The sequence below is a fragment of the Undibacterium sp. 5I1 genome (assembly GCF_034314085.1).
Taxonomy (GTDB): domain Bacteria; phylum Pseudomonadota; class Gammaproteobacteria; order Burkholderiales; family Burkholderiaceae_D; genus Undibacterium.
On record NZ_JAVIWI010000001.1, the window covers coordinates 1482394 to 1504453 of the forward strand.

At 48.0% G+C, this 22060-nt stretch carries 17 protein-coding genes; 7 read left to right on the forward strand and 10 right to left on the reverse strand.

The window, feature by feature from the left end:
- Positions 1–239 precede the first annotated feature (239 nt).
- From RGU72_RS06645 to RGU72_RS06660, 4 genes are all read right to left on the reverse strand, one after another.
- Positions 240–1397 carry an HlyD family efflux transporter periplasmic adaptor subunit gene (locus RGU72_RS06645; RefSeq protein WP_322118979.1) on the reverse strand — a complete coding sequence of 386 codons (1158 nt, stop codon included), beginning with the start codon at positions 1395–1397 and terminating at the stop codon, positions 240–242.
- Between the two features lie 116 nt (positions 1398–1513).
- Positions 1514–2995, reverse strand: coding sequence for an efflux transporter outer membrane subunit (locus RGU72_RS06650; protein WP_322118980.1), 1482 nt, complete (start codon positions 2993–2995; stop codon positions 1514–1516).
- Between the two features lie 83 nt (positions 2996–3078).
- Complete coding sequence (locus RGU72_RS06655) at positions 3079–4659, reverse strand: MDR family MFS transporter (protein ID WP_416200104.1); 1581 nt, start codon at positions 4657–4659, stop codon at positions 3079–3081.
- Entirely contained in the window at positions 4659–5090 is a 432-nt protein-coding gene (locus RGU72_RS06660; RefSeq protein ID WP_322118981.1) for a MarR family transcriptional regulator, read from the reverse strand. The genes RGU72_RS06655 and RGU72_RS06660 overlap by 1 nt, the downstream gene beginning before the upstream one ends.
- 465 nt (positions 5091–5555) lie before the next feature.
- Here RGU72_RS06660 and RGU72_RS06665 point away from each other — a divergent pair, with 465 nt between their 5' ends.
- The 3 genes from RGU72_RS06665 to RGU72_RS06675 all read left to right on the forward strand — a co-directional run bounded on the left by RGU72_RS06665 (position 5556) and on the right by RGU72_RS06675 (position 7757).
- Entirely contained in the window at positions 5556–5990 is a 435-nt protein-coding gene (locus RGU72_RS06665; protein WP_322118982.1) for an EamA family transporter, read from the forward strand.
- Positions 5991–6092: 102 nt separating this feature from the next.
- Positions 6093–6356, forward strand: coding sequence for a hypothetical protein (locus tag RGU72_RS06670; protein ID WP_322118983.1), 264 nt, complete (start codon positions 6093–6095; stop codon positions 6354–6356).
- 87 nt (positions 6357–6443) lie between these two features.
- On the forward strand, positions 6444–7757 hold the full coding sequence (locus RGU72_RS06675; protein WP_322118984.1) for a DEAD/DEAH box helicase: 1314 nt from the start codon (positions 6444–6446) through the stop codon (positions 7755–7757).
- A 404-nt stretch (positions 7758–8161) separates the two neighbouring features.
- Here the strand turns inward: RGU72_RS06675 and RGU72_RS06680 are convergent, their stop codons facing one another.
- A complete protein-coding gene (locus tag RGU72_RS06680; protein ID WP_322118985.1) occupies positions 8162–13489 on the reverse strand; it encodes a hypothetical protein in 5328 nt (1775 codons plus the stop codon).
- A 78-nt stretch (positions 13490–13567) separates the two neighbouring features.
- On the opposite strand from RGU72_RS06680, the gene RGU72_RS06685 reads away from it, so the two are divergent.
- From RGU72_RS06685 to RGU72_RS06700, 4 genes are all read left to right on the forward strand, one after another.
- Entirely contained in the window at positions 13568–13702 is a 135-nt protein-coding gene (locus RGU72_RS06685) for a hypothetical protein (protein ID WP_322118986.1), read from the forward strand.
- A gap of 122 nt (positions 13703–13824) precedes the next feature.
- A complete protein-coding gene (upp, locus tag RGU72_RS06690) occupies positions 13825–14460 on the forward strand; it encodes a uracil phosphoribosyltransferase (protein WP_416200155.1) in 636 nt (211 codons plus the stop codon).
- Positions 14461–14582: 122 nt separating this feature from the next.
- Positions 14583–15752 (forward strand): pyridoxal phosphate-dependent aminotransferase, encoded by a 1170-nt coding sequence (locus tag RGU72_RS06695; RefSeq protein WP_322118988.1) that lies wholly within the window; start codon positions 14583–14585, stop codon positions 15750–15752.
- 245 nt (positions 15753–15997) lie between these two features.
- On the forward strand, positions 15998–16846 hold the full coding sequence (locus RGU72_RS06700; protein WP_322118989.1) for an alpha/beta fold hydrolase: 849 nt from the start codon (positions 15998–16000) through the stop codon (positions 16844–16846).
- Between the two features lie 417 nt (positions 16847–17263).
- Here the strand turns inward: RGU72_RS06700 and RGU72_RS06705 are convergent, their stop codons facing one another.
- The 5 genes from RGU72_RS06705 to odhB all read right to left on the reverse strand — a co-directional run bounded on the left by RGU72_RS06705 (position 17264) and on the right by odhB (position 21981).
- Positions 17264–17710 (reverse strand): hypothetical protein, encoded by a 447-nt coding sequence (locus RGU72_RS06705; protein ID WP_322118990.1) that lies wholly within the window; start codon positions 17708–17710, stop codon positions 17264–17266.
- A 21-nt stretch (positions 17711–17731) separates the two neighbouring features.
- Positions 17732–18829 (reverse strand): cell division protein ZapE, encoded by a 1098-nt coding sequence (gene zapE / locus RGU72_RS06710; RefSeq protein ID WP_322118991.1) that lies wholly within the window; start codon positions 18827–18829, stop codon positions 17732–17734.
- 79 nt (positions 18830–18908) lie between these two features.
- The gene (gene lpdA / locus RGU72_RS06715; protein ID WP_322118992.1) at positions 18909–20336 is read right to left on the reverse strand and encodes a dihydrolipoyl dehydrogenase; all 1428 of its coding nucleotides are present in this window, start codon (positions 20334–20336) and stop codon (positions 18909–18911) included.
- Positions 20337–20375: 39 nt separating this feature from the next.
- Positions 20376–20711: a PspC domain-containing protein gene (locus tag RGU72_RS06720; RefSeq protein ID WP_322118993.1), complete on the reverse strand. Its 336-nt coding sequence runs from the start codon at positions 20709–20711 to the stop codon at positions 20376–20378.
- A 1-nt stretch (position 20712) separates the two neighbouring features.
- On the reverse strand, positions 20713–21981 hold the full coding sequence (gene odhB / locus RGU72_RS06725) for a 2-oxoglutarate dehydrogenase complex dihydrolipoyllysine-residue succinyltransferase (RefSeq protein WP_322118994.1): 1269 nt from the start codon (positions 21979–21981) through the stop codon (positions 20713–20715).
- Positions 21982–22060 lie beyond the last annotated feature (79 nt).

Below are 22060 nucleotides of genomic sequence, written 5' to 3' on the forward strand. Positions count from 1 at the left end.
TATATGGACAATTAAATATACTTACCCTCAGTATATTTTAAGTCATCAATTGAACTCTGACTGGTCTGCGAGCTTTATGGTTGGCCAACTCTTGGTAATTTCAATGTAAAAACGCAGAGCATAGAAGACTTCTCTATGCTCTGCGCTTTCAGCTTAATACTAAGATCGGTCGGTATATTTAACACAGACTGACTTCGGTTAAATCGCTTCCGATCGTCAAGCTGACCTATACCCTTGATTTACTTCGCCAAATTCTTTTTGATAATCGCGTCGGCGGCGGATTCGGCCTCTTGCACAGGTTGGCTTAACGTTTGTGTTGCGTATACCGGCGCTGCTGGCATCGGCGCACCCAACGTAGCGCCATCCAGATGGCTAATATCCAAAGTGACCAAGGTCGATAAGCCAATGCGCAAAGGATGTTCTGCCAATTCTTTTGGATCGAGCGAGATACGCACTGGCACCCGCTGCACGACTTTAATCCAGTTGCCGGTGGCGTTTTGTGCTGGCAGCAAGGAGAATGCACTGCCAGTACCTGCGGATAATCCGACGACTTTACCGTGGTACACCACTTTGCTGCCATATACATCTGCCTCGATCCGGGCAGCCTGTCCCAGACGGATATTTTGTAATTCTGATTCTTTGAAATTAGCATCGACCCATAACTGATCCAGCGGCACTATCAACATCAATGTTGTACCCGGAGTGACGCGACTACCCACTTGAACGCTGCGCTTGGCAACATACCCGGTGACTGGCGCCAGTACCGCGTTACGCCGAGCAGCGAGCCAGGCTTGTACATAATCCGCTTTTGCGGATAAGACGCTAGGATTCTCCACCAGACTCACTCCCGCGACCGCTGCACGGCTGGCATCCGCCTGCTTGATTGCTACGTCGAGCGAAGCTTTCGCGTTATCGACAGCTTGCTTTGCATGTGCGACTTCTTCACCGGACAAGGTATGGTCAGCGGCCAAAGGCTGGCGACGCGCCAGATCATCTGCTGCATCTTTTAAGCTCAACTTTTTAAGCTCGATAGTCGCCTCGTATTGCGCCACATTGGAATACCGCTCACGCAATTGTCGTACTGTCGTTCCGAGGCGCGCTTCTGCCTGGGTGAGTGCGACATTGGCGTCAATCGGATCGAGCTTTAATATCTCTGCACCTGCTTTTACCAACTGGGTTTCATCTGCACGAATCTCTTGCACATTGCCTGTGACTTGTGAAGATAGTGTGACCAGGTTGCCGCCGACATAGGCGTTATCGGTATCTACTTCTTTCGATAAAACCAAAGTGTAATAAATGGCATAAGCAATACCTGCCAAAATAAAAAATAAGGTGATCCCTAATAAAACGAATTTACGTTTATTAGAATTCGGTAGCTTGTCGTTGTCGGTCGTCATGGCGAATATTCCGTTGATTTCTGTTGATTTTGTTAGTTACAGTGAGTGCTAATCTGTTTCACTGAGAGCTCATTTTTAAAACTGAGTGGGTTCATTGATCACACTCAATAGGCGCATCAATGGCTCTGCGCCGTTTGCTGATTGCTGTTTGAATTCAGGGGCGCAGGATCAGCCTGATAGCCGCCACCCAGCGCTTTAATCAAAGATACCTCGGCTTGCATTTGCTGATTCTTCAATTGCAACACATCATCCTGCTGCCTTAACAAGGCGAGTTCTGCACTGATGACTGTGCCGCGCTCTGCCAGTCCTTGTTTTAACTTAGCCTGCGCTGAGCGGAGCATGTCTGCATTGGTCTGTACTATTTTTTGCTGTTGTTGCAGCTTGCTATCGATGCCGCGCACATTGATCGCTTGTTGTGCCACGTCACGTACAGCAATGAAAACGCTTTGGTTGTAATCGGCAATCACCTCATTGCGTTGCGAACGACTGGCACCAAGCTGGGCCTGAATACGTTCGCTATCAAATAACGGTAAGGATATGGTCGGGCCAATGTATAAAGTGCGGCTGGCAAATTTAAGCAAATCACCCAGCGATAAAGAATCTAAGCCTAAGGAACCGGTTAAATTAATATCTGGATAAAACGCCGCCTGCGCCGCCTCAACACGGCTCAACGATGCTTCGACACGCCAGCGCGATGCTTGTAAATCCGGTCTTCTGGCTAATAAGTCCATGCCTAATTTAGAGGGTAGCGCGTGAGAAATATCATGCAACTCTTGCGGTTTTAAATCAGCCAATACTGTGCTATCGCCACCAATCAAAGCGTGTAAAGCTTCGCGTTCTCCGCCGATTTGCGCTTCGATCTGTGCAATCTGTCCATTCATGCGACTGAGTTCTGCATCGGCCATCCGCTGGTCATCTGCCGTCGCCAAACCATGTTGAACACGCTTCGCTTTATCTGCCACGATGTCGCTTTGTTTAGCGACGCTTTTTTGCATGCTGGCGAGCAGCGCCCACTGACTTTGTAAATTGAAATAACTTTGCGTAATCGCTGTCGCTAAAGTTAACTCAGCTTGCGCATAATCGGCACGACGTGCATTGACTTCACCCACTGCCGCGACGATTTGTGCCCGATGTTTTCCCCACCAATCAAAGTCATATCGCGCCTGCACTTGCAGAATCGTTTCCGTGTAATAGCTGCCACCAATCGGTTTTGGGAACAAGCCATTGGAGGAATAACGTTGCCGGGTTTCCTGTCCGTTGAAATTAATCTCGGGTGCCAGATCTGCACTATTGATCTTTAACGCTGCATTGGCAGAGCCGATACGTGCGGCAGTCATACCCAGACTTGGACTATTGGTCAGGGCTTGGGTAATCAGGCGATTTAATTGTGCGTCGCCATACTGCGTCCACCATTGCTTTTCGGGCCACCCTTCGCTTGCCAACTTAATGTCTGAGGCCAGCTGCGCACTTGCGATATCTTTTTGCGGAAACAGATGTTGATCTGGTGGAATACTGGCACAGCCAGCAATAGCCAACATCAGCGCAAGCGGCGCAGCTCTTTTGAGTAAGAAAGAAATTTTCACAGTCGTATTTTTCACGATTTGAGATGAGTTAAAACAGATTTGTAATCTGGTTTGAAAAAAGTGATTGCCATCTTTTAGCGTTATTCATTGCCACGCCTCTAGTCCATCGCTGCATGATCAATTTCGATCGTTGCATTCTTTTTCGGAGGACGAATCAAAATTAAAAGTGGGATCACCATCAGGGTCATGATCATCATCAACCAGTAGTCATTGACGTAAGCGATCATCGATGCTTGCCGCGTAATTTCACCGTTTAATGTCGTCAGGCTGCTGGTTGTCGCCAGGTTATAAACCGACGCTACGGTACTATCCTGAAATGCCGCGCTCGTGCTGGTGACTTTTTCGACCAGCGAAGAGTGGGCGATTTGCGTATTGCGCACTAACAGCGTTTGCACCAAAGCGATGCCAATACTGCTGCCGATATTGCGAACCAGGCTATAAATCGCGGTACCGTCAGCGCGCATTTCTGGCGTAAGTGTGGCAAAAGTCGCCGCACTCAAAGGCACGAATACCAAGCCCAGTCCAATCCCCTGAATCACACCGGGCCACACAATATCGCTCTGGGAGAGTACTAAGGTGTAACGGGTCATTTGCCAGAGCGAGAATGCGGTAATGGAGAAGCCAATACCCAATAAAATCCGCAGATCAACTTTGCCCACCAGGCGCCCTACGATCATCATCGCCAACATGGTGCCAAGACCGCTAGGGGCGGTAACAAGGCCTGCAATTTTGGCGGGGTAATCCATCAAGCCTTGCAGCATGGACGGCGCCAGAGCACGCGTTGCAAACAGCACCATACCAACGATAAAAATAAACAGCAGGCCCGTCACATAGTTAGGATTTTTTAGCAGCCGATAATCGAGGAACGATTTACCCGCCGGCCGTAACGCGGTATGCGCGACAAAATAGCTAAAACTCATCGCCAAAATGATCGCTTCTACCCAAGTCTCGGTTGAAGAAAACCAATCGTTCTGCTCGCCTCTGTCCAACAGCATTTGTAAAGAACCAATCGCGATACTCAAGGTGGCAAAACCAAACATATCAAAACTCATGCGGCGTGCTGCCGGCGTTTTGTGGATGTATTTCCAGATACCGTAAAACGCCATCGTGCCCAGCGGCACATTGATAAAAAACACCCAGCGCCAGTTATAACTATCCGTCAGCCAGCCACCCAATGTCGGGCCAAGAATCGGCCCTATCATCACACCCATGCCCCAGACAGCCATGGCAGAACCATGCTTTTCGCGCGGATTAATATCCAGTAAAACCGCTTGCGACAACGGCACTAACGCCGCACCAAAAATACCCTGCAACAAGCGCGCGGCGACGATCTGGCCGAGCGAACCGGACAAACCACACAACACCGACGCTAACGTAAAACCAGCGACAGAAATGAGGAAAATATTTTTCTGACCAAAGCGATCACACAACCAGCCCGTCAAAGGCGTAGTAATGGCCACAGCCACAATAAATGAGGTTAATACCCAAGTGATTTGATCTTGCGACGCTGATAAGCTGCCCTGCATATGAGGTAATGCGACATTCGCAATGGTGCCATCCAGCGCCTGGATAATCGTCGCCAGCATGATAGAAATCGTGATCATGAAACGATTGACGCTGGGATCATCGGCTGCGGGAATAGTCGCTCCGCCCAAGGCGGCAGAAGATGCACTGCTCATTACGCCAACTCCGCCGCCGCTTGTAACGCTTCTAATAATTCGGTCGCTGCAATCAGTTTTTCCTGATCAATCTTGGATAAAAATTCGGCGCGAAACGCATCGGCTTCGGTTTTCACTTTCAGATAAATTTCGTTGCCCGCATCGGTCAGTACAACTTGCTTTACCCGCCGGTCAGTTTGCGATGGCACCCTGTTGACCAGACCTGCTTTGACCAAGCGATCAATCATTGCAACCATGGTCGGATCTTCCACGGCCAGCAAATTAGCCAACTCGGTTTGCGATAAAGGCTTACCAGCCTTAGCGATACTCGCAATCGCCATCCAGCTTGCTTGGCCAACACCCAAATACTTCAAGCGCCGATCCAGCGCTTGCCGCCAGGTACGTGCCGTATTGTGTAATGCGGCGGAAAATCGTTCTTCAATAGAGGGCATAAGATAAGTGAGCTAATAGTTAGATGACTAACTATAAGATAGCACATGTTTTGCAGTGCAGCAAAGTGAAATGTGTGGGAAATGTTTAGGAAATGTCTTCGGGTATAGCGCTGGATGAAGCTAACTACTTTGGTCTGATTGAGTCATGCTGCGTACATGCAGATTACCAATGTAGGTTAAATCAATTTCTGCAAATAAATATACTCGTAGTAAGTATATTTTAATTGTCCATATATTCTTTGGACAATCAGACATTTTTAATAAATTTTATGGGGAGTATATTGCTGGTAACTATATTCAACCAGCATCCACATCATTTGGACTGACGCCTTAATTATGCTTGGCATGAAGAACGGGTTCGCTAAAACGTCTTACTTTCTTTACTCTAAATGAGCGGAGTAATTTTTTGTCAATGCTGCACATGGTTTAGATTTATGATGGATAAACCTTTAAAAGGAGAAAAATATGGCTTCATCCACAGGCTGGTTTTATTGGGCGATCCTCTCCGCTGTATTTGCGGCATTGACCGCTATTTTTGCGAAGATAGGCATTCAGGGTGTCGATTCTGATCTGGCCACATTAATCCGCACTGCGATCATCATTATTGTACTAACCGCATTCGTTGCCTATACCGGCAAATGGTCGAATCCTTTTGAGCTATCCTCGAAAACCTGGTTATTCCTGATTTTGTCTGGCCTCGCTACTGGCGCATCCTGGGTTTGTTACTTCCGGGCGCTAAAAATAGGCGACGCATCCAAGGTCGCGCCGGTTGATAAGTTGAGTCTGGTGTTAGTAGTTGTTTTCGCATTTATATTCCTAGACGAACGCCCTTCCCTGCGCGAATGGGCAGGTATTACCATGGTCGCTGGCGGAGTTTTACTGCTGGCTTTTAAACGCTGATCTAGGTGGCAATATCAAGATTGGGATATCAAATCAAAACAAACAGCCCGCCCCACCACATACTGCGTAAAATGCGTCCTTTAAATTAACAAGGCAATCAAAGTGAAAAAAACTGGAATGGCAAAGAGCGATGCCAAAAAATTGATGGGTAAGATGGATGCGCAGGGTGCTGCTTTCGGCAAAACCGATGCGGTCGTTATCGATAAGCGTGAACAGCGCAAACTTGATCAGGCTTTGGGTCTGGTGCCATTCGCCGTCAAGCTCAATAGCGATCTGGTCGCACAATTACATGCGTTGGCAAAAGAGCGCGACGTTGGTTTGAACGAACTGGTCGCCAGTATGTTGAGTAAGGACATGGAAGCATAATCAACCTGAGTCTGGCTTTGATTGTGTGCCTCGCCAGATCCTTGTTCAGCAACGGCTTTTAGTCACCAGTAATTACTATTTTCTTCTATGACTTTTGCTTCCCTCGGCTTAATCGACGCGCTGCAAAGCACGCTCGATACTCTCGGTTATAAAACTCCCACTCCCGTTCAGGCGCAGGCTATTCCTGCTGTTTTAGCCGGTCGTGATTTGATGGCAGCGGCGCAAACCGGCACGGGTAAAACCGCAGGCTTTGCGCTGCCGCTATTACAGCGACTGACCATGGAAGGCCCACAAGTTGCCAGCAATTCTGTGCGTGTTTTGGTACTCGTGCCTACGCGTGAACTGGCGGAGCAAGTGTATGAAAGCTTTTGCGATTATGGCGGTAGTTTGCCCTTACGCATGGCAGTTGCTTATGGCGGCATCAGCATCAATCCGCAGATGATGAAGTTGCGTAAAGGCCTGGATGTATTAGTGGCGACACCGGGGCGCTTACTCGATTTACATAGCCAAAACGCGGTAAAGTTTGATCAACTGCAAACCTTGGTACTGGACGAAGCAGACCGGATGTTAGATCTGGGATTTTCGCGCGAATTAGATGCCATCATGGCGACGCTGCCAAAGCGCCGCCAGACTTTGCTGTTCTCTGCCACATTTTCAGACGCCATTCGCACCCTAGCAAAAGGCTTGCTGAACGATCCACTGAGTATTGAAGTCAGTCCGCGCAATACCACAGTAAAAAGTGTCAAACAGTGGATGATCCCGGTCGACAAAAAACGCAAGGCGGAATTGTTTTGCCATTTATTAAAAAAGCGGCGCTGGGGTCAGGTGCTGGTCTTTGTCAAAACTCGCAAAGGTGTGGATGAACTAGTCGATACTTTAATCGCCAAAGGCATTAAAGCCGATGCCATCCATGGCGATAAACCACAACCTGCCCGCCTCCGTGCCTTAAACAGCTTTAAAGCAAATGAGATACAAATTCTGGTCGCAACCGATGTCGCCGCACGCGGATTAGATATCGACGATTTGCCACAAGTCGTTAATTTTGATTTGCCGACGGTGGCAGAAGATTACATCCATCGCATCGGCCGCACCGGCAGAGCTGGCGCCACAGGCGAAGCGATTTCTATCGTCTGCGCGGACGAGGTAGAGCTACTGGCAGCAATAGAAATACTGACCAAAAATACCCTACAGCGAATCGAAGAACCTGGCTTTGAAGCCGAGCACCGGGTGCCTGTCACCAATACGGCTGGACAAGTATTGAAAAAACCGAAGAAGCTCAAAAAACCTAAAGTATTTACAAATCCCGTCGCTAAAACCTTACCGAAGGCGAAGACGAAAACTGCCATTAATAAAGGGAGCCAGCGTCAAGCCGGAACGGGGTCCAGAAAGCCCAAAACGTAAATTTTGCTGATGGCGCTACCAATCTGATTGCACATTTTCTAATACACCCAGCTGCATCGCTCCTCATTGCAACATGAAGCTTAGGTCTTCATCTGGTCTTGCTGGGGAACCGAAAAAATGCAAACTCAGACTCTTCCAGCTGCCGTTTCTAGGATAATTAAAGACAAAAACAATAGACCATCACTGGTCTATTGTTTTTTTAATTTACAAATAAATGTAGAGAAATCCATATACTCCCCTATATTTTTTAAATTTATTCCATATAGTCCAATGAATATATGGACGATTAATATATACCTACCCCAAGTATATTTGCATCCACTATGAAATAATTTACTAACAGCTTCAGCGACAGTCTGATCGTTATTCCTGTAGTTCACCCAAAACCTGACGCCGGCTTGTGTTTACTTTACTGCTTTATCCACGCTCGCAATTTGATACGACATATGCAAAGACGCATCCGGTTTTTGTATTTTTTGTGCTAACTGACTGACTTGGCTGACTTGGCGAGTTTGGCTAACCACCGGTGCATTATTTTTTACTACTGCCGCTTGTGACGTTTGTTGAAAACTGAGCGTGCCCCAAGTCGCTGCTGTTGCAACCCCGGCGAATGCCAATACGCCTGCCACAACAGAGCTGCGTAAGCGGAACGGTGGCAAGTTTTGACTTGGCATTGCTGGCATCTCTGGGATGACAACGGCAACTGGCGCTTGCAACAACATCTCTTGAGCGCGCTGACGCCACACTGCGCTGGTCGCCTGATTGTGCGATAAACGGCTAATCAGTTCATTGGCCACTGTTTCTGCCTGTTGATGCTCTTGCTGTAATTGCAGACGCAATTGTTCTGCTTGCTGCTCGGTTAATTGTTCAGCCAGTTGCAAGTCTTGTTGAAATTGTTCTTTGAGTAAATTAGCGTCAGCCTGTGCTTGTTGCAGACGCGTTGCCACCAGCTCTGCCGCTTGCTGCGCTGCTTGTTGCGCCTGAACAGCGGCAGCATCAGCGATGATCGCAGCCTGATTTTCAGCCATCAATTTCTCTTGCAGCAAGTTATTGGTTTTTTGTTCTTGCGCAATCCGACGCAGCATTTTTTGATGCATTTCTTCATTAATGGCTTGCTGACTTTGTAGTGCCTGGTCAATCGCCTGATTTTCTTGCATCAACTCTTGCAAACGATTTTTTTCTGCCTCGACCAATTTTGCATCTAACTCAGTTTGCAAGCCGGTTTGATGATTCAACTCAGCCTCAAGATTGGCACGCGCGTTGATGATGTTTTGTGCGGCTTGGCTCAGTGTTTGTTCTATTGCCAGTTTTTCTTGTGCAGCGATGCTGGCGGCTTGCTCTAAGGTGACTCGCTCTGCACTTTGCTGACATAATTCTTGTTCGATACGAAGACGTTGCTCTGCCTCGGCAGCGAGTACTTTTTCAAATTCCATTTTTTGGCTTATTGCCTCCATTGCCAATTGATTTCGTTTAATGGTGACTGTGTGTAATTGCGCTTGCTCTTCCATTGCCAGCAATTTAATTTGCGCCAGCTCTGCTGCCTGTAATTCTGCATGCTGCAAAGCCAATAATTGGTCAGCATGAGCTTGCGCCAGGTTGGCATTGTGTTCTTGTGTTCTTGCATATTGCTGCGCAAATGTAGCGGCTTCTTGCTCGGCTTCTTGTTTTGCATGTATTGCAGCTTTTGCCTCTTGTTCTGCCAAGGCTCTAGCTGTGCACAAGGCCAGGTAGGTTTGCTCGATTTGCACTCTTTGTGCGGCTTCGTCCGCAGCGATTTGTTCTGCTGCCCGTTTTTGTTGGATCAGGCTTAATGCCAGCAATTCATTGGCGGCTTTTTCATTTTCTAAACGAGCTAACTCGCTAGCTTCCTGCGCTTTTAATTCTGCAGCACGGACTGCTTCACGCTGCGCATCTGCGTGATCAGCAGATGCAGCAAACAACGTCTGCTGAGTCGCCAGTAATTGTTGTACCTCTGCTGCGGCCTGGGCTTCTTGTTCTGCAATATCAATGGCTGTTTGTGCCAACTGTGCTTCTGCTTGCAGTCGTTGTTGCACAAAAACATGCGCCTGTTGTTCTGCCTCTAATTTTTTCTGCAGCTGTTGTGCTAGCTCGCGCTCTGCCTCTAACCGTACTTGCTCTGCTGCGCTGGAGTCAATCAGCAATTGTGTTTTTTCATGTAAGGCAGTAGCAGCCTGGCGCTTGACCATCGACTCTTCTACTGAGATTGCCAGCCATTGTTTTTCATGACAATTGAATTGCTCTACGCTGAGTTTGGTCTCTTGCTCTGCTTGCAAACGTGCTTGTACTAAGACATTTTTTTCTTCTTCCGCTAACTGGCGTTGCTCTGCGATGAGCAACACTTGTATCTCTGCATCTTGTCTTTGCTGGATAGAGATTTGTGTCGCTTGCTCTGCTGTCTGACGTTGTGCGATCAGTGCAGATAAAGCTTGTTGTTCTTGCAGATTTTGTTCAGCGAGTTGTTGTACCAACTGTTGCGCATCGGCCTGAGCGGCAGCCTCCTGATACAAGAGTTGCGTGGTGATCAAGTTGGCTTCGATAGCGGTTCTGGCGAGATTTTCTGCCTCTTGTTTTGCCTGTGCAAACTGAGTCAGGGCTTGCTCTGCATTGTGCTTGGCGGTAGTTTCTTGTAAGGCCTGTTGCTCAGCTTGTAATTTTGCTTCAGTTGCTGCTACCAGTGCTGCATCTGCTTCTAGCCGCTGACGTGCAACGTGCTCTAAGTCAGATAGTTTGCGCGATTTTTCTACATTAAGTTGATGTGCTTTGTGCTTGGTATCGGCATAGATTCTGACATTTTCATACAGCTCTTTTTCTGCCTGCAAATTAGCTTCTGCCAATTCTTTTGCTTGCTGTTCTGCGATCACTCGGGCTTGCGCCAGCACATTGGCCTGGCGTTCTGCTTCTGCTTTTGCGATTGCGGCTTCGGTGGCGATTTTTTCTGCAGCGAGGCGATCTTGCTGCAATTGCTTTTCTTCTTGTACGGCTTTGGATTTTTTTTCTTCCAAAATCAGTTTGTCTTGCAGTGCAGCCAAAGCACTTTGTTGTGCCAGAGCTTTTTCTTTTTCTAAACGCGACAAATGAGTTGCAGCAACGGCACGCGCCTCTGCGGCAATGGCGGATTGTTGCTCTGCCTCTGCTTGCGCCTTCGCTTGTACTAATTGTTCTTGTTCGGCTTTGGCTTGTGCTTCTATTGCTATTTTTGCTTGTTGCTCTGTTTGCAGACGGGCCGAGTGCGCTTCTTTTTGCTCTTGCTCTAGTTTGATTTTGGCATCAATTTCAGCCAATAATTGTTTTTCTACCTGTAATTTTTGTTGCACGATATCCAGCGCTTTTTGCTCGGATTCTGCACGTTGCTGCAAGGTTTTTTGCAGCTCGGCTAATTCAGCCACTTTTAGTTGTGCATTGGCAGCTGTCTGTTTTTGTAAGGCAGCGTGTTCAGTGATTTTTTGTAAGCGTAACTGCTCTGCCTCAATCAATGCCTGACGTGCTTCACGCGCTTGCACTTCTTGCTCCTGACGCGCTTGTAACAAGGACGCATGCTGGCGATCGGCGCTGGCACGGGCAATGATTTCTTCTGCGGTTTTTTTCTCGGCTTCGAGTTTTTCTTGTGCTGCTAAGGCGGCATCGCGTTCTGCTTCAAAACGGATTTGTTCAGCCTTGGTTTGCTCTACTACCTGGCGGGTTTTGACCAGCGCAATTTTGGCCGCCTGGCGTTGCATTTCCGTTTGTACACGCACTTGTTCTAGCGCATATTTTTCTGCTGTAGCAGATGCCTCTAAGGCCAGTCGTTGCTCGCGCTCGGATTGTTCTTTGGCTTGCGCTACGGCTTTGGCTTCTTGTTCTGCGCGTATGCGTGATTCTGTCTCGATCTGGGCGACCTGTTCAATCACTAATTTTTCTTGCGTCAGCTTTAATACTTGCTGAACGGCGTCTGCACGTTTACGCTCGACAATGAGTTTTTCTTGTACGGCATCGAGTGCTTTTAGCTCGTTATCGTTGCGTTGCTGCTGAACCCGAACCAGTTCGCTGGCTTCTTGTTCTTTTTTGAGATTAACGGCGGCAAGCTGTTGTTGCAAGGCGACTTGTTCCATGGTTTTTTCCAAGGTTAACTTCTCTGCCGTGCAGCTAGTCTCTGCCGCAATACGGGCAGTTTGCTCGGCTTCTTGCTGCATGATTAAAATAGCGGCGCGGGCTTGCTCTGCTTGCGCACGGGCATTGGCTGTTTCTATTTTTTGTTGCTCTGCCTGGAGTTTTTGCTGCAACGCCAAGGCCGCTTTTTGTTCGGCATCTGCTCTTAATTTTTCTGCCTGCGCCAATTCCAATGCACTCTTGGCTTTTTGCTGCGCGACGGCATAGGTTTGCTTTAAGACGGTGGCTTGAAACGTTGCTGCTTTCAACGCTTGTTGTTCTGCATCGGCTTGTTCGCGGGCGAGTTGCTCTGCTTGCTGGTCGATAGTAGCGCGCTGTTTGGCCAACGTGACGGCGCGCTGTTCTTCCTGCATGCGTTGCTGAGCTAACTTGGTGGCATGCAGTTCTGCAATACGGCGCTGCTTGGCCTGTTCAGTCGCTTGTGCTTCTGCTTCTAATCTAATGCGGTTTTCTGCATCGGCTTGTTGCTCTTCCTCGATACGGATCAGGGCCTTGGACTGTAGCTCTTTTTCGGTTTGTATCCTTTGTTGAGTAACTTGCTCTATCCGTTCTTCCGCATCACGACGGGCTTGGGCTGTGGTGGCGGCGACGACTTCGGTTTGCTCCCTTCTGGCGGACGCATTACGCAATTCCAGCTCAGATTGCATGCGTAATTGTATGGCTGCAGTGGCGCGCCGATCTGATTCTGCTCGGGCTTGGGCGATAGCTTCATGCTCTTGTTCTACGGCGACGCGGGCAAGTGCATCTTCGCGTGCGCGGACTTCTGCCGGGGCACGGTTGATGGCAAATTCTAGCGCCATGGCTTCTGCTTGTTCGCGCTCTTTGCTGACTTGTAGTGCTTCGCTACGGACTTTGGCGAGCATTTCTGTGGTTTCGCGTGCTTCTTTATCGCGCCGCTCGCGCTCACGAGCCAGCTCGGCCATCCGTGCATCGGCACGTGCGCGTTCTTCGGCCTCGTTTTTAGCTGCCTGGGATGCGGCAAAACGTTCTGCCGCCCAGTTGCGGGCATTTTGGCTTTCTTTGGCTAATCGTTCTGCGGCTGCTTTGGCTTTGGCGTTAATTTCGGTATCGGCTTGCAATTGTTCGCTGGCGCGTTGTGTGGCTTGCAGCTCTAGTTTAGAACGCTTTTCTGCTTGCTCGCGCGCCAGGGTATCTAATCTGGTGCGCTCTAGCATGTCTTGTGTTTCTTGGCTGTCGGCGGCAATTCTGGCCTGACTGGCGGCACGCGATTGACGCTCTGCCTGCAAGCGCGCATGGCTACTGGCACTGGCTTCTTCTTCTAACTGTAATTTCTCTTGCGCCAGATTGGCTGACTCTGCCTCGGCTTCGGCACGGGCTTCTGCCAGCGCACGGGCGCGGGCTTCGGCTTGTGTTCTTGCCTCTGTAGCGACGGTGGCTCTCGCTTCTGTCTCTACGCGGGCGATGGCTTCGCGTATGCCTTTAACATCGATGCGAGAATGTGACTCCAGCGCGGCATCCGAGGTATGGAAATCGTCTCGTTGTCCAGCGTCCAGAGGGTACGACCCTAAGGATAATCTGTTTAACAATGTTTGATTTGCGTCCATGCCATGCTCCTGATTGTCTGACCGCTCCTTTGGCACTGTGGATAGCGCCCTACCGGAACTTCTTAACATGGATTATCAATGAACGATTTGCAAACAATTGCGGGAGTAGAAGCGGAAAAGTCCTTCATTTCCAATTTTTACGAAGGCGGGATCAAATCAGAGCTAGTTATTGATGAAGATAAACAGAAACAATTCCATTGCCGGCGCCCATAAATGCGCTTGGGGACGTAAAATAACTGCTGGTTCAATTTGGACACGCTAGGGTCTGTCATCTGTGACTCATCTGAAACTCATTTGTTACTTAACTCAGACCCCCGACCTCATTACGGAGAATTATCTTGTCAGACTATGTGACCGAAATCAGACACCCTCTGATGCAACACAAACTCACTCTCATGCGCAGCAAAGAAACGACCACGGATAACTTCCGCCGTCTGTTGCGTGAAATTAGCCAGATGCTGGCATATGAAGTCACCCGCGATTTGCCTTTGGAAAAAGTGACAATAGAAACCCCGATGGCGACCATCGAGGCGCCGACCATCAGCGGCAAAAAGCTGTGCGTCATCTCAGTACTGCGTGCTGGTAACGGTATTTTGGATGGCATGCTGGATTTGTTACCGGCGGCACGCGTTGGTCATATTGGTTTGTACCGCGATCCTGAAACATTGGAGCCGGTCGAGTATTACTTTAAAGTGCCAGAAGATATCGCAGAACGTTTAGTGATCGTGGTCGATCCTATGCTGGCAACCGGCAATTCGGCAGCAGCGGCGATTACCCGCATCAAACAAAATGGCGCGACGTCAATCAAATTTGTTTGCTTGCTGGCTGCACCTGAAGGCATCAAAGTGATGCAAGCGGCCCATCCTGATGTGTCTATCCTGACAGCATCGATAGACGATTGCCTGAACGAACATGGCTACATCATCCCTGGTCTTGGTGATGCGGGTGATCGTTTATTCGGAACTAAGTAAATTTATTCAATGCAATATTAAGAACACTAAACTAGTCGAGTTTAGTACCCAAGAGCAATACCGCTAACTATTCTGACTAGCTGGTATTGCTCTTCTTGATCACACCTTTCAATCTGATTCAGATGACTTCTTTCAATCCCCCATTGCAACTCAGCTCTAAATTGCCCGACGTCGGCATGACGATTTTTTCGATTATGTCGGCTTTGGCTGCGGAGAAAAATGCGGTCAATCTGGGGCAAGGCTTTCCTGATTTTGATTGCGATCCTGCTTTGCTGGATGCAGTCAGTAGTGCGATGCGCCATGGGCATAATCAGTACCCGCCAATGCCTGGTCTACCGCTATTACGGGCCGAAATTGCTAAAAAAATCTACGCAATTTATGGCCATAGCTATGATCCGGTAACAGAAATCACCGTCACTGCGGGTGCAACTCAGGGCATATTGACGATTTTGCTGGCTTGCGTACACGCTGGTGACGAAGTGATCGTGATTGAACCTGCCTATGACAGCTATGTGCCAGCCATCCGCTTAGCTGGCGGCGTGCCGGTATTGGTGTCGATGGAACTAGGCACGGACGGTTACAGCATTCCCTGGGACAAGCTAGCTGCCAAGATCACAGATAAAACCCGTCTGATCATGCTGATCTCGCCGCACAATCCCACCGGATTTGTGCTGAGTCCGGCAGATATTCAGTCGCTAACCGAGATTGTGCGCAACACCAAGGTGCTGATTGCATCGGATGAAGTGTATGAGCATATGGTATTTGACGGCTTGCGTCATGAGTCTCTTGCGCGTTACGAAGAACTGGCGGCTCGCAGCTTTATTATCTCCAGCTTCGGCAAAACCTATCATGTCACTGGCTGGAAAGTAGGTTATGTCACCGCCCCGGTCGCACTGATGCAAGAATTCCGCAAAGTGCATCAATTTAATGTATTCACTGTCAATACGCCAATGCAATTGGGACTGGCGCACTATTTAGCAAATCCTGCACCGTATCTGGACTTGCCTGCGTTCTATCAGCAAAAACGGGATTTTTTCCGTGACGGTTTAAAAAACTCCCGCTTTAAGTTGCTGCCAGCACAAGGAACTTACTTCCAATGTGTCGATTATTCAGCGATTTCTGATCAGTCAGAGCTGGATTTTGCACGCTGGTTGACCAGCGAAATAGGTGTGGCAGCGATTCCACTGTCCGGCTTTTACCAGCAGGCAAACGAATCCGGGATTGTACGGTTTTGCTTTGCTAAGCAAGAGCAGACCTTGCATGCCGCATTGCAACGCCTGCAGGAAATATAAATACTTAGATAGAGTATATTTACGGCACCTTTTATATACATGCACGTAGGTGCTATATTTAACCATACTCCCTATTTTTTTAATCCCCTTTCTATTTCCCTTTGGCTTTTCTGCTGGTTTTCACCAATACGGGCTATCGGTCAAATATTGCATTTCATCCCGAAGATTTTGTGCTTTGTCGCTTCACATCTAATTTCAAATTGTCATTCGTATAATCTCAGGATTTTCAACCTGTGGATTCAATTATGCTATTACGCTTAACTCTCGCTTTCGTCGCATTCGCCATATCACTCAATACATATGCACAAAGCAGAATCGAAAAGATCAACAATCACAATATTGAAGTGTTGCAGATTGAGACTACCAAATCCAAAGCCATCGTCGTATTTGAAAACGGATCACGCGAAACTCTGGATAAGTGGAGCAAAGTTATTGAAGATATTAAAAACGAGGCGACCGTATTTGCCTACAACCGTCCCGGCTATGGCAAAAGTGATGAAACGGAAGCGCTACGTGATGGCCGAACGATTGTGGAAGAACTACGCAAGACTTTGCAACACCAAGGCTTAAAACCACCTTATCTGCTGGTTGGTCATTCATTAGGCGGGTTGTACATGCAGCTATTTGCCCGGATGTATCCCCAGGACGTTGCGGGTGTTGTTCTGGTTGATGCCATCTATCCTGGCGTCATCAAAAAAACAGCCGACTTCCCGCTTTATACCCGAATTGCCAAACAGATCTTTTTTAGTACAGTAATTAATCACGAGATAGACCAAATCTTCAATACCGGCGAAGAAGTTCTTGCATTACCATGGGCAAATAAAATTCCTGTAGAGCGACTGTTTAACGTCCCCAAATCAGCAGGCGCAATTGCTGTCGATTTCGGCGTTACTGATTCTGGCCCCAAACTAGCAGCTATGGTCGAGGGACTTTACCCAAACGCCAACACGACCATCGTCGATTCTGACCATCAAATACAAGTCGCCAATCCAGAGGTCGTTGTAGCAGCTATTCGCAGAATAATGACTGCAAAAGCGATCAAGGACTCGATTGCCAAAACACAGTTAAGCGGCACCGGTGTCGCCGTCCATTGAGTGATCGTGATGTGACAGCAATTCTGCTATCGGGCTTTTATCAGCAAGCAAGCGAATCCGACATCGTACGGTTTCGTTTTACTAAGCAAGAGCAGACCTTGCAGAAGGCGCTAACTCGTTTGAGTACGCTCTGAATTTGCACCTGAATTCGCACCTAAGTTAGCATTGAATTAAACATTAGATTGGCGCTATAGCTGACGCCTAAACCGGCATTCAAGCATCATATATACTTACCCACAGTATATTTTAACGTCTAGGTTTATTCTGGACAATGAGGCTATTTTTGACACATACTCCCCTTTTTTTAGATATTTTAGGGGATTTATTTATATTGATCTCGCTCTTTAAGCAGCGCAACAATAACGCAATATTCGGTGCCAGCCCGGCAACACCATGCAGTGCGCATTATCATTGTTATTACTTTTTCTGCTCGTCCAACTGTTTTTGCTCATTTTTTAATTTCAACTCAGCATCTAGTTCTTCAATATGCTCTTTGCGTTTATAAGCTTTTGCTTCTACTGAGATACGCTGCAAAATAACAGAATGCTTGCGGCGACTAAGCTTGGCGTTGTCCAGACAAGAGTTGACGAAAAAACGTTCGTAACAAGTGTGTTGAGTGCGAATATACCAAGCTTGCAATTGTCTTTGGGTTGGCTCTACTTGGGCTAATGCGGCATCGGCAGCTTCGACGGTTTGAATGGCTTTTGGTGCATACGTCTGATCCAGTTTGCCGACAACACTAGCCAACTCATCCAGCGTCAAAGGCGGATCTTGTATCTGAGCAGAGGATACTGAGCAAAAACTGAATAAACCAATAGCCAGGACAGACGACAAATAAGTAAATCTGCGGTGAAACGGTGTCATAGATCAAGCTTTCAGAATAAGTTAAGTGAGAGTATCAGTACTGTGCCGCTGATCGGTTTCCATGTATTCACGCGATTGCATCTCGATAATACGCGATACGGTACGGTGAAACTCATTCGATAAAGTACCTTGTGTGTACAACTCTTCTGCAGGCACTTCAGCCGACATAATCAGCTTGACCTTGTTATCGTAAAACACATCAATCAACCAGGTAAAGCGACGTGCCTCAGACGACATTGCTGCCGACATGCGCGGGACCGAGGACAATATCACGGTATGAAAACGGCTGGCAATTTCAAGATAATCATTCTGCGAACGGGGGCCGCCACAAAGCGTGCTGAAGTCAAACCACACTGCAGTACCGGCGCGCCGTAAGGCTTTGATGTCCCTGCCCTCAATATTGACTCTGGAGTCTTCATCAGCGGTGTCTGCCAGTTTGGAAAATGCTGTGCGTAACGCTTTATCGGTCGCTGCATTGAGCGGTGTGAGATAAGCATCCACCTGTTCCAGCGCACGCTTGCGGTAATCGTTACCCGAATCGACATTTAAGACATCTAGCTTGTCTTTCAATAGCGCAATGGTGGGTAACATACGATCGCGATGCAGTCCGTCTGGATATAAAGTGTCGGGCTGATAGTTGGATGTCATGACAAATGACACGCCGTTTTCAAACAAGGCGTTCAGCAGATTGTATAGGAGCATGGCATCAGCCACGTCGGATACGTGGAACTCATCAAAGCAAATCAGACGGTATTTTTTAGCAATGCGACGTGCGACTTCATCCAGCGGATCCGCTACACCAGTCAACTCATCCAACTGCCGATGGACTGCACGCATAAATTCATGAAAGTGCTGACGAGTTTTACGCACAACTGGCACGACAGAATAAAAGCTGTCCATCAAAAACGATTTGCCACGCCCTACCCCGCCCCACATATACACGCCGCGTGGTACATCGGGACGGGTGATCAAACGGGTGAACTTGTTGGCGCGCTTGGATTTGTATTCCACCCATTCATCATAGGATTGTTGCAGCCGATCGACTGCGAGTTGTTGTGCAGCATCCGCTTGAAAACCACGCTTGGTCAGGGCTTCTTGATAAAACTCTAGAACATTCATTTTTTACCGCTTAGGAATAAATACGCCGCTGAGAGGATATTTATCCCATCAGCGGCGTCATGTTCAAAAATCGTTCTGATTAGAAGTTCAACGAACGTTTGTCTACTGCCAACGCCGCCTCTTTAGTCGCTTCCGACAGAGATGGATGTGCGTGACAAATACGGGCGATATCTTCTGCTGAGGCTTTAAACTCCATTGCTACAACAGCTTCTGCGATCAACTCCGATGCCATTGGACCGACAATGTGTACGCCTAAGATTTCATCCGTCGTCGCATCTGCCAAGAATTTGACCATCCCGGACGTATCACCTAAAGCACGGGCTCGACCATTCGCCATAAATGGGAATGTGCCAGCTTTGTAAGCAACACCATCTGCCTTCAACTGTTGCTCAGTGCGGCCAACCCAGGCGATCTCAGGTGAAGTATAAATAACCCACGGAATCGTATTGAAGTTGACATGACCATGCTGACCAGCGATGCGCTCAGCAACTGCAACGCCTTCTTCTTCCGCCTTGTGTGCCAGCATAGGGCCACGCACGACGTCACCAACCGCCCAGACATTTGGCAAATTAGTTTTGCAATCACCATCAACCGCGATAAAACCACGCTCATCGAGTTTTAAACCAACACCATCCGCATTCAAGCCGTTGGTGTTAGGTGTACGACCGATGGAGACGATCAATTTATCGAATACCGCTACATGCACAGTACCTTTGTCATCACTGTAATTGACGGTGACGTCGTTCTTACCTTTGACGATCTCGCCAATCTTTACGCCGAGATTGATGGACAAACCTTGTTTCACAAACAGTTTGTGCGCTTCTTTTGCGATTTGCTCATCCACTGCGCCAAGGAAGGTTGGCAGAGCTTCTAACACAGTCACATCAGCACCCAGACGACGCCAGACGCTGCCCATTTCCAAACCGATTACACCGGCACCGATGACGCCCAGTTTTTTCGGTACTGCTGGCAACTCTAAGGCGCCAGTGTTGGACAGAATCAATTCTTCATCAAACTCCGCACCCGGCAAAGCACGTGCATTAGAACCCGTCGCCAGAACGATATGCTTGCCAACGATGCTCTCTTCTGTTTTACCTACGACTTTGATTTCATAGCCGCCTTCAACTGCCTTGGTAAAAGACCCGTGACCGTGGAAAAACGTTACTTTGTTCTTCTTAAAGAGATACACAATACCGTCATTATTTTGCTTAACGATGGTGTTCTTACGTGCCAGCATTTGGCCGATGTTAAGCGCCAGGCCTTTGACTTCGATACCATGATCTGCAAAGGAATGGCCGGCATGCTCATAATGCTCGGATGATTGCAGCAAAGCTTTGGAAGGAATGCAACCAACATTGGTGCAGGTGCCGCCTAATGCTGGCGTACCTTTATCAGTACTCCATGCATCGATACATGCGGTGGAAAAACCGAGCTGTGCTGCACGGATCGCTGCTATATAGCCGCCAGGGCCGCCGCCGATAACGACGACATCAAATTGTTTACTCATGAATATTTTCCTGATGTGTTCAGATTGTGTTCGCTCTATTTATTCTTCTTCCGGGATAAATATCCATGCAAGGATATAAGCCACCAGACCAGAACCAAAATAGAAAGTGAACATAACGAAAAGCAAACGCCAGATCCAGGATTCGACTCCGGTAAGTTTGCCAAGACCACCACAAATGCCACCTAGCCATTGATCTTTTCTGGACCGGCGGAACTGATTTAATTGATTGATCGTTTGATCAGTGCCAGACCATGATTGTTCAGCACTTTCATTCGACGCCAGCAACTTAGCCTTGGCTTGCGCGAATTCGGCATCAGTCAGTGCGCCCGACTGATGCAGTTCGTGCAGACGTTTGATTTCGTCAGCGAAGTTCATATTACAGATCTAGCAACAAGCGAGCTGGATCTTCCAATGCTTCTTTCATTGCGACCAAACCTAAAACTGCTTCGCGACCATCAATGATACGGTGGTCGTAAGACATCGCAAGATAGTTCATCGGGCGGATTACAATTTGACCATTTTCAACAACAGCACGGTCTTTAGTTGCATGCACACCTAAGATTGCGGATTGCGGTGGATTAATAATCGGTGTGGACAACATCGATCCAAAAGTACCACCGTTGGAGATGGAGAACGTACCGCCAGTCAAATCTTCCAGTGTCAGTTTGCCGTCTTTGGCTTTGGCACCAAATTCACCAATTTTCTTCTCAATCTCAGCAATCGACATTTGATCCGCATTACGCAAGATAGGTACTACTAAACCACGTGGGGAACCGACTGCAATACCGATATCAAAATAGCCGTGGTACACGATGTCATTGCCATCAACAGAAGCATTAATAACCGGATATTTTTTCAAAGCAGCAACGGCAGCTTTAACGAAGAAAGACATAAAACCCAGTTTAACGCCATGTTCTTTTTCAAATTTGTCTTTGTACTTATTGCGCAATTCCATAACTGGTGCCATGTTGACTTCATTGAAGGTCGTCAAAATCGCATTCATCGATTGAGATTGCAACAAGCGCTCTGCAATACGGGCGCGCAAACGGCTCATTGGCACGCGCTCTTCAGGGCGATCACCTAAGTTCATTGCCGGCGCATTGACTTGCTGCAAAGCTGGCTTGCTTGCAACTGGTGCTGCGATTGGCGCAACTACTGGTGCAGTCGCTGTAACGGCAGGTTTTGCAACTGCGGCTAAGGCGTCGCCTTTGGTAACGCGACCGTCTTTGCCTGTGCCATCAATTGCACTGGCAGACATATTGTTTTCAGACAAAATTTTTGCAGCAGCTGGCATTGCAACACCAGCAGATTTAGCAGCAAGACTATTGATTGCATCAGTTACTGGATCAGTTGTTAAAGCAACTGGGAGTGCGGTGACTTGGAGCGGACTAACCTTGGCAGATGCGTCAGTATCCAAAATAGCAATGATTTCACCAGCAACCACGGTACTACCGTCTGGTTTGATGATTTGAGTAATAATACCGGCCTCTGGTGCAGGTAACTCCAGAACAACTTTGTCCGTTTCTACATCAATCAAGTTCTCGTCACGTTCGACGGATTCACCAACTTTTTTATGCCATGTGAGCAAAGTTGCCTCTGCAACTGACTCGGATAATTGCGGTACTTTTACTTCGATAATTGCCATGTTTTTTCTCCGTTTCGGATATCTGTTGGGCGCAGCAGCTTCTGCTGCGCCACGGATCACTAATTGATTTATGCGTAAT